Source organism: Streptomyces sp. NPDC093801, assembly GCF_040701585.1.
Lineage (GTDB): Bacteria > Actinomycetota > Actinomycetes > Streptomycetales > Streptomycetaceae > Streptomyces.
Genome location: NZ_JBFBDP010000007.1, coordinates 95,969 through 108,150, shown reverse-complemented (window position 1 = coordinate 108,150; position 12,182 = coordinate 95,969). Strand labels below are relative to the sequence as shown.

Genomic DNA, 12,182 nt, shown 5'->3' with positions numbered 1-12,182 from the left:
CATGACAAGTTGTCAAGCGGCCGTCATTCGTGTTCCGGCAGGACCGGGAACCTCCGGGGCGCCACCAGCAGCAGGACCAGCAGCGCGGCCACCCCGGCGGCCGTCGCGCCGAGGAAGATGTGGTCCACCGCGGCCGCCACCGCCCCCCGCAGGTGCTCCGAAGCGGCCCGCGAGAGGCTGCCCGGCTCGGCCAGGGCCCGTGACACGTCGTCCAGGCGGTGCGGCAGCCCCGGCAGCGGCTCCCGCGCCAGCCGGGCGGCGACGGTCGCGTTGGCCACCGCCCCCATCAGCGCGGCGCCCACGGCCTGGCCGACGGTGCGGCAGAACAGTACGGAGGCCGTCGTGGTGCCGCGCTCGGCCCAGTCGACCGTGGACTGCACCCCGACCACCAGCGGCAGCTGGAACAGGCCCAGCGAGGCCCCCAGCAGCAGCATGATCAGCGCCGGCTGCCAGGTCCTGGCGGGATACGGCAGCAGGTGGAAGGCGAACAGGACCACCGCCGCCAGCCCCATCCCGAGGGCGGCGGTGTCGCGGAAGCCGATGCGCCGGTACACGTGCTGGCAGACGGCGGCCGACAGGGGCCAGCTGAGCGTCATCAGGGCCGTCACCAGCCCCGCCCCGACCGGCCCGAGGCCCAGCACGGACTGGGCGTAGGTCGGCATGAACACCATCGGGGCGACCATCAGCAGCCCCAGCGCCCCCATCGCCAGGTTGACGGCGGCGATGGTCCGCCGGCGCCACACCCACCCCGGCAGGATCGGGTCCGCGGCCCGTCGCTCCACCCGGACCACCACCGCCGCCAGGACCGCGCTCGTGCCCAGCAGCCCCAGCGAGGGGGCGGACAGCCAGGGCCAGGCGACCCCGCCCTGGACCAGGGCGAAGAGCAGCAGCCCGCCGCAGGCGAAGATCCCGAGCGCCCCCGCCCAGTCGACCGGGCCGCGGTGGGCGGGCGCGCGCCGGGGTTCGACGAGGTGGCGGGCGGTCAGCCACAGGGCGAGCCCGGCCATCGGCACGTTGATCAGGAAGGTCCAGCGCCAGCCCGCGTAGCCGGCGATGAGGCCGCCGAGGGCCGGGCCGACGAGGGCGCAGCTCGCCCACACGGTGGTCATGCGGGCCTGGATGCGCGGGCGGTCGCGCAGCGGGTAGAGGTCGGCGGCCAGGGTCTGCACGGTGCTCTGGAGGGCGCCGCCGCCCAGCCCCTGGACGATCCGGAAGGCGATCAGCGCGCCCATGTTCCAGGCGGAGGCGCAGAGCACCGAGCCGGCCAGGAAGAGGGCGGTGCCGAAGAGCAGGACGGGCTTGCGGCCGAAGGTGTCGCTGAGCTTGCCGTAGACGGGGAGGGTGACGGTGACGGCGAGGAGGTAGCCGGAGAAGAGCCAGGAGAAGACGGCGAAGCCGCCGATGTCCCCGACGATCTGGGGGACGGCGGTGGAGACGATGGTGGTGTCGAGGGCGACCAGGGCCATGGACAGCATCAGCGACGCGACGACCCGCGCCGGAGGCCGGCCCTGGACGGGTATGCCGGCCTCCGCCCCCTCGGCCGAAACCTTTCCTCCCGGGGTGCCGGCCGGCTCCCCGCCGGAGGCCGAGCCCCCGGTTTTCTCCGTCTCCATCGCGTTCCCCCTTCGTCCGCGCAGACACCCTCTCACCGGGGTGCGCCCGGCGGAATCCCCATCTCACGCGGGGTGTGCCGGGCGGTGCCCCCTACGTCCGGTCCGCCGAACGGCGGACGTCCCCTAGGGGTCCCTCAGCATTTGGGCCCAGGGGACGTTCGTCCCGGCGGAGGAGGCCGAAGGTCCGTCCGCGTCCTTAACTGGTTCACATGGGCGGGGCCACGGGGGCGGGGTGGGGTTAACCCCCCGCCGGATACGGCGACGGGCACCAGGGTGGCGGACACCCCCCGTTCAGCAGACTTCACGACGGCGACGCACGTACGCGGTACGCACGCAGTACGCACACCAACAGGGGAGAGAACACCGTGACAACGGCGATGACCGAGACCAGGCACGGAAGCGGCGGGGGGCACGGATCCGTGGCCGCCCGGGCCCGCCAGGTCGTCAAGGCGTACGGCTCCGGCGAGACCCGCGTCGTCGCCCTCGACCACGTGGACGTGGACATCCACCGCGGCCAGTTCACCGCGATCATGGGCCCGTCCGGCTCCGGCAAGTCCACGCTCATGCACTGCCTGGCCGGCCTGGACACGGTGACCAGCGGGCGGATCCACCTCGAGGACACCGAGATCACCGGCCTCAAGGACAAGAAGCTGACGCAGCTGCGCCGCGACAGGATCGGCTTCATCTTCCAGGCGTTCAACCTCCTCCCGACGCTGAACGCCCTGGAGAACATCACCCTCCCGATGGACATCGCCGGCCGCAAGGCGGACCCGCAGTGGCTGGACCGGGTCGTGCAGACCGTCGGCCTCGCCGGGCGCCTCAAGCACCGCCCGACCGAGCTGTCCGGCGGCCAGCAGCAGCGCGTGGCCGTGGCCCGCGCCCTCGCCGCCCGCCCGGCGATCATCTTCGGCGACGAGCCCACCGGGAACCTGGACTCCCGGGCCGGCGCCGAGGTGCTCGGCTTCCTGCGCCAGTCGGTGGACGAGCTCGCCCAGACCATCGTGATGGTCACCCACGACCCGGTCGCCGCCTCCTACGCGGACCGCGTCATCTTCCTCGCCGACGGCCGCATCGTCGACGAGATGTACGGGCCCACCGCCGACCAGGTCCTGGACCGGATGAAGGACTTCGACGCGCGCGGGCGGACCTCGTGACCGTCATGAAGACCGCGCGGCGCAACTTCTTCGCACACAAGGGCCGGATGGCGCTGTCCGCCATCGCCGTGCTGCTCTCGGTCGCCTTCGTCTGCGGGACCCTGGTGTTCACCGACACCATGAACACCACCTTCGACAAGCTGTTCGCCGTCACCAGCTCCGACGTCACCGTCAGCCCCAAGGAGCCCGCCGACGGCGAGGGCGACCCCAACCGCGGCCGCCCGCAGGTGCTGCCCGGCTCGGCCCTGGAGAAGGTGCGCGGCGCCCAGGGCGTCAAGTCCGCCGAGGGCGGCGTCCTCTCGACGGCCGTCACGGTGGTGAACGCCGAGAACGAGAACATGGGGTCGACCACCGGGGCCCCGACCATCGCCGGCAACTGGACCGACGGCGAGCTCAAGTCCATGAAGATCACCTCCGGCCGGGCCCCGCGCGGTCCGACCGAGATGATGGTCGACGCCGACACCGCCGACAAGCACCACCTGAAGCTCGGGGACGAGCTGCGCACCATCGCCATCACCGGCGACGTCCGGGCGAGGATCAGCGGCATCGCCTCCTTCACCGTCACCAACCCGGGCGCGGCCGTCGTCTACTTCGACACCGCCACCGCCCAGGAGAAGCTGCTCGGCGAGCCCGGCACCTTCACCCACGTCAGCGTCACCGCCAAGGACGGCGTCAGCGACGAGCAGCTGAAGAAGAACGTGGCAGCCGCCGTCGGCGCGGACACCTACAAGCTGCAGACCGCCAAGGAGGCCACGGCCGCCAACAAGAAGGACATGGGCTTCCTCGACGTCATGAAGTACGTGATGCTCGGCTTCGCCGGCATCGCCTTCCTCGTCGGCATCTTCCTGATCTTCAACACCTTCTCGATGCTGGTCGCCCAGCGCACCCGTGAGATCGGCCTGATGCGGGCCATCGGCTCCGACCGGGGCCAGATCAACCGCTCGGTGCTGCTGGAGGCCCTCCTGCTCGGTGTCGTCGGCTCCGCCGCCGGTGTCGCGGCGGGCGTCGGCCTGGCCGTCGGCCTGATGAAGCTCATGGGCCAGATGGGCATGCACCTGTCCACCGGCGACTTGACGGTCCGCTGGACCACCCCGGTCGTCGGCCTGGTCCTGGGCACCGTCGTCACCGTCGTCGCGGCCTACATCCCGGCCCGCCGGGCCGGCAAGGTCTCCCCGATGGCCGCCCTGCGCGACGCCGGCACCCCCGGCGACCGCAAGGCCGGCGCGGTCCGCGCCGTCCTCGGCCTGGTCCTCACCGGCATCGGCGGCGCGGCCCTGTTCCTCGCCGCGGCCGCCGACAAGGCCTCCGCCGGCTCGCTGTGGCTGGCCGTCGGCGTCCTGTTCAGCCTGATCGGCTTCATCGTGATCGGCCCGCTGCTGGCGGGCGTCGTGGTCCGGGTACTCGCCGCGCCCGTCCTGCGGCCCTTCGGCTCCGTCGGCCGCCTCGCCGAGCGCAACGCCCTGCGCAACCCGCGCCGTACGGGGGCCACCGCCGCCGCGCTGATGATCGGCCTGGCGCTGGTCGCCTGCCTGTCGGTCGTCGGGTCCTCGATGGTGGCCTCCGCCACCGACGAGCTCGACCGCACGGTCGGCGCGGACTACATCGTCGCCTCCCAGGGCGGCCAGCCGCTGATGCCGCAGGCCGAGCAGGCCATGCGCGGGGTCAAGGGCCTCGACCACGTCACCGCCTACCGCGAGGTCCAGGCGAAGATCACCGCCCCGGACGGCACCACCGCCCAGGACTTCCTCAGCGCCACCGACCCCTCCTACGCCCAGGACGTCCGCCGCAAGACGGTCGCCGGGCAGCACAAGGACGCGTACGCCCCCGGCTCGATGGCGGTCGGCTCGAAGTACGCCGACGAGCACCACGTGAAGGTCGGCGACGAGCTGGGCGTGGCCTTCGACGGCGGCAAGACCGTCAGGCTGAAGGTCGCCGCGATCACCTCGGACGAGGGCAACCTCGACAAGGGCGTGAAGTACGTCAGCACCGCCACCGCCGAGGCCAACCTGCCCGCCGACCTGCTGCCGCGCCCGTTCATGCTGCTGGCCAAGGCCGAGAAGGGGCAGGCCGACAGCGCCTACACGGCGCTCAAGGCGGCCATGGCCGAGTACCCGCAGTACAAGGTGCTCAACCAGACCGACTACAAGAAGGACCTCAAGGACCAGGTCGGGCAGCTGCTCAACATGGTCTACGGCCTCCTCGCCCTGGCGATCATCGTCGCGGTGCTGGGCGTCGTGAACACCCTGGCCCTCTCGGTGGTCGAGCGGACCCGTGAGATCGGCCTGATGCGGGCCATCGGCCTCTCGCGCCGCCAGCTGCGCCGGATGATCCGCCTGGAGTCGGTGGTCATCGCCCTCTTCGGCGCCCTGCTGGGCCTGGGGCTGGGCATGGGCTGGGGCGCCACGGCGCAGCAGCTCCTCGCCCTGCAGGGCCTGAAGGTGCTGGAGATCCCCTGGCCGACGATCATCGCGGTGTTCGCCGGCTCGGCCCTGGTGGGCCTGTTCGCCGCACTGGTCCCGGCGTTCCGGGCGGGGCGGATGAACGTCCTGAACGCGATCGCCAGCGAGTAGCCGCCGGCGGTCGTACGGGGGAAGGAACGGGGATCCCCACGGGGGAGGTACGGGGATCCCCACGGGGGACACGGGGGAACGCGCCGGTCCCGGACCGTCCGGGAGGGCGGCCCGGGACCGGCGCATCGCGTTGCACCCCGGCAGGCCCGGCAGGCCCGGCAGGCCCGGCAGGCCCGGCAGCCCGGCGGCCCCGGCAGGCCCGGCAGGCCCGGCGGCCCCGGCAGGCCCGGCGGCCCCGGCCTGCGGCTACAGCTGCCGCTCCAGCAGGACCACCCCGTCCGCCTCGCCCGCCGGCACGAACCGCGACCCCGGGTGCAGCCGCCCCGCGTACGCGACGGGGTCCCCGGCCCAGCCGGAGGCGTTGTCGAAGACCAGGTAGGCCGGGCGCACCCCCTGCGTGCCGCCGATCCAGAACACCCGGCAGCGCGACGTCAGCCGGGTCAGCGCGGGATAGTCGGCCTCCACCGCCACCCCGTCCGGGATGCGTGCCAGCAGCCGCTCGACCGCGGTGACCCGTGCGGGCTTCGTGTACGTGGCCCGCTCCCCGAGCCGGGCCAGCGGCAGCCCGGTGGCGCTCAGCGCGAGCGCGGCGGCGAGCAGGGCGCCGGGCAGCTGGTGGGCGTACGCGCGCACCCACGGCCGGGGGCTGCGCCGGGCGCTGTCGAGGGAGTCGGCCAGCGCCAGGGCGGCGGCCGGCATCAGCACGGCGCTGTAGTGCCAGTCGGTGGACCAGTAGTGCGGGTCCGCCGAGGCGAACCGCCAGCCCAGCGTCGGCACGGCCACCCACAGCAGCGGGGAGCGCAGCGCCAGCAGCCCGGTGGTGGGGACCAGTACCCAGGCCAGGGTGGTGAGCTTGGTGCCCAGGCCGCGCAGGGCGCCGCCGGGCCCGCCGATCTTGTCCCAGTAGGCGTACCCGTCGGGGGCGAAGGCGGGGACCACCACCGTGAACACCAGTGCGGCGGCCGCCACCGCGGCGACGGCCACGGCCACGGCGAGCCGCGCCGCCCGCCGGTCGGCGGGGCGGGCCCGCACGGCGACCACCAGCGCCAGCGCGGCGAGGGTGATCCCGAGGTCCTCCTTCACCAGCAGCAGCGGCAGCCCCCAGGCCAGGGCGGCCCGCCACCGCCGCGCCAGCAGCGCCTCCAGGGCGAAGGCGAGCAGCGGCACCGCGAAGCAGATCTCGTGGAAGTCGAAGTCGACGGCCCGCTGGATCCCCCACGACAGCCCGTACGCCGCCCCGAGCGCGAGACCCCGTGCCGGTCCGAGCAGCCGTACCGAGGCCCGGGTGACGGGCAGGGCCGACAGCGCGAACAGCGCCGCCTGCACCACCAGCAGGGTGACCGGTCCGGGGCAGAGCCGGTAGAGCGGGGCGATCAGGGCGATGACGGGGCTGAAGTGGTCGCCGAGGACGTTGAAGCCCGGCCCCTTCAGGTCCACGACCGGCGCCTGGAAGCGGGCGTAGGCACGGACGGCCTGCTCGAAGATGCCCAGGTCCCAGGAGCTGTCCTCCATCCGCCGGTGGCGGGCCACGGAGAGCACGGCGTACGCGCAGAACAGCGCGGCGGCCAGCGCGTGCGGCGCCCGCGCCCGGGCCCGTGCGGCGGCCCGGGCCCGCAGGCCCGCGCGCCCCTGCCCGCGGGCCTCCGCCACGGCCTCCGCCACGGCCGGTGCGGCCGGGGTCGTGGCGGCGGGCGCGGCGGCGCCGTCGGGCGGGCGTGCGGATATGGGCATCGGGACAGACTGCCATCCGGATGCGGAAGCGCCGCCTCCGCCCCTTGTCCCCGACGGGGCCCGCGTCCCCCGCGCCCGGTGGACGCTCCGCGGACGACCGTACGGGAGCCGTACACGGCCCGGATCCCGCGCGCGGGTGACGCACCCGCGGCATAGGGTGGGAACCCCCGGCCCGTTCACGTGTCGGGTGCTTCGCGTTGCCCGCCCGCCCCCTCCACCGGATGGAAAGCCGCCTTCATGAGCCTGCACGGACTGCTCGACGCCGTCACCCGGGACCCCGCCCTGGCCGAGGCGGTCACCGCGGCCGGGGACGGCAACCGCATGCACGTGGACCTCGTCGGCCCGCCCGCCGCCCGGCCCTTCGCGATCGCCGCGCTGGCCCGCCGTACCGGGCGGACCGTGCTCGCGGTGACCGCCACCGGGCGGGAGGCCGAGGACCTCGCCGCCGCGCTGCGCTCCCTCCTGCCGCCCGACGAGGTCGTGGACTACCCGTCCTGGGAGACGCTGCCGCACGAGCGCCTCAGCCCGCGCAGCGACACCGTCGGCCGCCGCATCGCCGTCCTGCGCCGGCTCGCCCACCCCAGCACCGACGACCCGGCCGCCGGCCCCGTCTCCGTGGTCGTGGCCCCCATCCGCTCCGTGCTCCAGCCGCAGGTCAAGGGGCTCGGCGACCTGCTGCCGGTCAGCCTGCGCCAGGGCGTGACCGCCGACCTCGGCGCGGTCACCGAGGCCCTGGCGGCGGCCGCGTACGCGCGCGTCGAGCTGGTGGAGAAGCGCGGCGAGTTCGCCGTCCGCGGCGGCATCCTCGACGTGTTCCCGCCCACCGAGGAGCACCCGCTGCGCGTGGAGTTCTGGGGCGACGAGGTCGAGGAGATCCGCTACTTCAAGGTCGCCGACCAGCGCTCCCTGGAGATCGCCGAGCACGGCCTGTGGGCCCCGCCCTGCCGCGAGCTGCTCCTGACCGACCAGGTGCGCGAGCGCGCGGAGGCCCTCGCCGAGGAGCACCCGGAGCTCGGCGAACTGCTGAACAAGATCGCCGAGGGCATCGCGGTCGAGGGCATGGAATCCCTCGCCCCGGTCCTCGTCGACGACATGGAGCTGCTCCTGGACGTCCTGCCGGCCGGGTCCATGGCCGTGGTGTGCGACCCCGAGCGGGTCCGCACCCGGGCCGCCGACCTGGTGGCGACCAGCCAGGAGTTCCTGATGGCCTCCTGGGCGGCCACCGCGGGCGGCGGCCAGGCCCCCATCGACGTCGGCGCGGCCTCGCTGCGCGGCATCGCCGACGTCCGCGACCACGCCCGCGAGCTCGGCATGATGTGGTGGTCGGTGTCCCCCTTCGCGGCGGACGACGCCGACCTGTCCTCGGACACCCTCAAGCTCGGCATGCACGCAGCCGAGGCCTACCGGGGCGACACCGCCCGCGCGCTCGCCGACACCAAGGGCTGGATCGCCGACGGCTGGCACACCGTCTACCTCACCGAGGGCCACGGCCCCGCCGCCCGTACCGTCGAGGTGCTCGGCGGCGAGGGCATCGCGGCCCGCCTGGAGGCGGACCTGGGGGTCCTGGAGCCCTCGATCGTCCACGTGTCCTGCGGCTCGCTCGACACCGGCTTCGTCGACCCGGCGCTGAAGCTGGCCGTCCTCACCGAGACCGACCTGACCGGCCAGCGCACCGCCACCAAGGACCTCGGCCGGATGCCCACCCGGCGCCGCAAGTCCATCGACCCCCTCACCCTGGAGGTCGGCGACTACATCGTGCACGAGCAGCACGGCGTGGGCCGCTACATCGAGATGGTGCAGCGCACCGTGCAGGGCGCCACCCGCGAGTACCTCCTCGTCGAGTACGCGCCCGCCAAGCGCGGCCAGCCCGGCGACCGGCTGTACATCCCCACCGACCAGCTGGAGCAGGTCACCAAGTACGTGGGCGGCGAGGCCCCGACCCTGCACCGGCTCGGCGGCGCCGACTGGACGAAGACCAAGGCGCGGGCGAAGAAGGCCGTCAAGGAGATCGCCGCCGACCTGATCAAGCTGTACAGCGCGCGCATGGCGGCGCCCGGCCACACCTTCGGCCCGGACACCCCCTGGCAGCGCGAGCTGGAGGACGCCTTCCCGTACGCGGAGACCCCCGACCAGCTCACCACCATCGCCGAGGTCAAGGAGGACATGGAGAAGTCCGTCCCGATGGACCGCCTGATCTGCGGCGACGTCGGCTACGGCAAGACCGAGATCGCGGTCCGGGCCGCGTTCAAGGCGGTGCAGGACGGCAAGCAGGTCGCCGTCCTCGTCCCCACCACCCTGCTCGTGCAGCAGCACTTCGGGACCTTCTCCGAGCGCTACAGCCAGTTCCCCGTCAACGTGAAGGCGCTGTCGCGCTTCCAGTCCGACACCGAGTCCAAGGCCACCCTGGAGGGCCTCAAGGAGGGCTCGGTCGACGTGGTCATCGGCACCCACCGCCTGTTCTCGCAGGAGACGAGGTTCAAGGACCTGGGCCTGGTCATCGTCGACGAGGAGCAGCGGTTCGGCGTCGAGCACAAGGAGCAGCTGAAGAAGCTCCGCGCCAACGTCGACGTCCTCACCATGTCGGCGACGCCGATCCCGCGCACCCTGGAGATGGCGGTGACCGGCATCCGCGAGATGTCGACGATCACCACCCCGCCGGAGGAGCGCCACCCGGTGCTCACCTTCGTCGGCCCGTACGAGGAGAAGCAGATCGGCGCGGCCATCCGGCGCGAGCTGCTGCGCGAGGGCCAGTGCTTCTACATCCACAACCGGGTCGAGTCCATCGACCGGGCGGCCGCGAAGCTGCGCGAGATCGTGCCGGAGGCGCGGATCGCCACCGCCCACGGCCAGATGTCCGAACAGGCCCTGGAACAGGTGGTCGTGGACTTCTGGGAGAAGAAGTTCGATGTCCTCGTCTCGACGACGATCGTCGAGTCGGGCATCGACATCTCCAACGCCAACACCCTGATCGTGGAGCGCGGCGACAACTTCGGCCTCTCCCAGCTGCACCAGCTGCGCGGCCGCGTCGGCCGCGGCCGCGAGCGCGGGTACGCCTACTTCCTCTACCCGCCGGAGAAGCCGCTGACGGAGACCGCGCACGAGCGCCTGGCCACCATCGCCCAGCACACCGAGATGGGCGCGGGCATGTACGTGGCGATGAAGGACCTGGAGATCCGCGGCGCGGGCAACCTGCTCGGCGGCGAGCAGTCCGGCCACATCGCGGGCGTCGGCTTCGACCTCTACATCCGCATGGTCGGCGAGGCGGTCGCGGACTACCGGGCCGCCGTCGAGGGCGGGGTGGAGGAGGAGCCGCCGCTGGAAGTGAAGATCGAGCTTCCGGTCGACGCGCACGTCCCGCACGACTACGCGCCCGGCGAGCGGCTGCGCCTCCAGGCCTACCGGGCGATCGCCTCGGCCTCCTCGGAGGCCGACATCAAGGCGGTGCGGGAGGAGCTCACCGACCGCTACGGCAAGCTGCCGGAGCCGGTGGAGAACCTGCTGCTGGTGGCGGGCCTGCGGATGCTGGCCCGGGCCTGCGGCGTCGGGGACATCACCCTCCAGGGCCCCAACATCCGCTTCGGGCCGGTGGAGCTGCGCGAATCCCAGGAGCTGCGCCTCAAGCGCCTCTACCCGGGGACGGTCCTCAAGCCGGCCACCTCCCAGGTGCTGGTCCCGCGCCCGAAGACGGCCCGCGTCGGCGGCAAGCCGCTGGTCGGCCGCGAACTCCTGGCCTGGACGGGCGAGTTCCTGACCACGGTCCTCGGCTCGTAACGCCCCTGCCGCCACGGACCGCCCGCGCACCCGGCGGAGGTCCGTGGCGGGCCCGTGCCTACCATCGCCGGATGATCGTTCCTGCCGTCGCGCTCCGCGCCCCCTCGTCTGCGGGCCTGCCCGCGCTGCTCCTGCGGCCCTGGCGGGAGGAAGACGTACCGGCGCTGGTGGAGGCGTGCCGGGACCCCGCCATGAGGCGGTGGATCCACCAGCGCGCCGACGACGGGGCCGAGGGCCTGCGGTGGCTGGAGGAGCAGCGTCGGGGCTGGGCGTCGGGTGTGCGCTTCGCCTTCGCGGTACTGGAGGAGGAAGCCGCCGCGTCCCGGCGGCTGGTGGGCAACGCGGTCCTCAAGATGCCCCGGCCGGACGCCCCGTCGTCCGAGGTCGGTTACTGGACCACCGCCCATGCCCGCGGCCGCGGCGTGGCCCCCCGCGCCCTGGAGGCACTCACGGCCTGGGCGTTCGACACCTTCGCCGCCTCGGGCCTGGAACGCCTGGACCTCTTCCACCAGCTCGCCAACGAAGCCTCCTGCCGCGTGGCCGAGAAGTGCGGCTACCCCCTCCACACCACCGTCCCGGCCTCCCCGCCGGCCCATCCCGCACCCGGCCACCTCCACGTCCGGCGGCTGGCCGCCCTCGACCCTGCCGTACCGGATCCCAGGACCGGCTGTCGCTGAGGGCAGCGACGCCCCTGCTGGGGCGGGAGAGAGGGTCCATTTCCTCGACCACCTCCGGGAAACGGCCGAGGTGGCACGGCAGCCGGGGGGTGACGCTCTGCTCCACCGCCAAGCCCTCTATCTGGCCTCGTACGACCGCAGCCCGGGGGCGGCATCCTGGACCGCACACGCGCTGCACGCGGGACGGGGCTACCTCGCCCGCCGGGGCTGGTCGGAGCACTGGGCACAAGCCCGCTCCACCACGACGGCACTGGCCCGGCCGGGAGTTCCTCAGCCGTTACTCGACTTCGTCTAAAGCTCGTTGGCGGACGACGACGCGGCCGAGGCAGCGAACCTGAACTACTGGGCTTACTGGCTCGGTGGTGCGCGCCTTACGCAGTCGGACGACGGGTTCAGTGCGGGACCGCGAGCTCACCGCCTGGGATCCGGTCACACTGCTGCGCGGTCTCACTTACGGGCTGCACGAGGCACCCGGCTGGGTCGATCTCTACGCCCATACCCTGTGGGCCCTGCTGACGGCCAGGCCGTGGCTGCTGCAGGCTTCGGGGCGGTTGGTGCGGGATCTGGCGGAGCGTACCCAGCTGCTCCTCGGCGGCGGAGGGATCTCGCAGAGGTCTCGCCGCGAGCTCAATGCCGTGCACTACGTTCTTCTTGATCGGACTTGAG

Annotated in this window: 7 protein-coding genes; 5 read left to right on the top strand and 2 right to left on the bottom strand. The window is 73.3% G+C overall.

Annotation, left to right across the window (positions count from 1 at the left end; translation table 11 throughout):
* Nucleotides 1-23: 23 nt before the first annotated feature.
* Nucleotides 24-1,613 (bottom strand): MDR family MFS transporter, encoded by a 1,590-nt coding sequence (locus tag AB0469_RS09890; RefSeq protein ID WP_366450826.1) that lies wholly within the window; start codon nt 1,611-1,613, stop codon nt 24-26.
* A 365-nt stretch (nt 1,614-1,978) separates the two neighbouring features.
* On the opposite strand from AB0469_RS09890, the gene AB0469_RS09885 reads away from it, so the two are divergent.
* Nucleotides 1,979-2,767: an ABC transporter ATP-binding protein gene (locus AB0469_RS09885; RefSeq protein WP_366450825.1), complete on the top strand. Its 789-nt coding sequence runs from the start codon at nt 1,979-1,981 to the stop codon at nt 2,765-2,767.
* On the top strand, nt 2,764-5,337 hold the full coding sequence (locus AB0469_RS09880) for an FtsX-like permease family protein (protein WP_366450824.1): 2,574 nt from the start codon (nt 2,764-2,766) through the stop codon (nt 5,335-5,337). Before AB0469_RS09885 ends, AB0469_RS09880 begins: the two co-directional genes overlap by 4 nt.
* Before the next feature lie 246 nt (nt 5,338-5,583).
* On the opposite strand, the gene AB0469_RS09875 is transcribed toward AB0469_RS09880, so the two are convergent.
* On the bottom strand, nt 5,584-7,068 hold the full coding sequence (locus AB0469_RS09875) for a DUF2079 domain-containing protein (protein WP_366450823.1): 1,485 nt from the start codon (nt 7,066-7,068) through the stop codon (nt 5,584-5,586).
* 237 nt (nt 7,069-7,305) lie between these two features.
* Here AB0469_RS09875 and mfd point away from each other — a divergent pair, with 237 nt between their 5' ends.
* The 3 genes from mfd (at nt 7,306) to AB0469_RS09860 (ending at nt 12,181) form a co-directional block, all read left to right on the top strand.
* On the top strand, nt 7,306-10,839 hold the full coding sequence (mfd, locus tag AB0469_RS09870; RefSeq protein WP_366450822.1) for a transcription-repair coupling factor: 3,534 nt from the start codon (nt 7,306-7,308) through the stop codon (nt 10,837-10,839).
* Between the two features lie 71 nt (nt 10,840-10,910).
* On the top strand, nt 10,911-11,516 hold the full coding sequence (locus tag AB0469_RS09865) for a GNAT family N-acetyltransferase (protein ID WP_366450821.1): 606 nt from the start codon (nt 10,911-10,913) through the stop codon (nt 11,514-11,516).
* 395 nt (nt 11,517-11,911) lie between these two features.
* On the top strand, nt 11,912-12,181 hold the full coding sequence (locus tag AB0469_RS09860) for a hypothetical protein (protein ID WP_366450820.1): 270 nt from the start codon (nt 11,912-11,914) through the stop codon (nt 12,179-12,181).
* Nucleotide 12,182: the final 1 nt, after the last annotated feature.

Excerpts from the sequence above, each read along its gene's own strand:
- AB0469_RS09890 (WP_366450826.1), bottom strand. The coding sequence starts at position 1,613 with ATGGAGACGGAGAAAACCGGGGGCTCGGCCTCCGGCGGGGAGCCGGCC.
- AB0469_RS09875 (WP_366450823.1), bottom strand. The coding sequence starts at position 7,068 with ATGCCCATATCCGCACGCCCGCCCGACGGCGCCGCCGCGCCCGCCGCC.
- mfd (WP_366450822.1), top strand. The coding sequence starts at position 7,306 with ATGAGCCTGCACGGACTGCTCGACGCCGTCACCCGGGACCCCGCCCTG.
- AB0469_RS09865 (WP_366450821.1), top strand. The coding sequence starts at position 10,911 with ATGATCGTTCCTGCCGTCGCGCTCCGCGCCCCCTCGTCTGCGGGCCTG.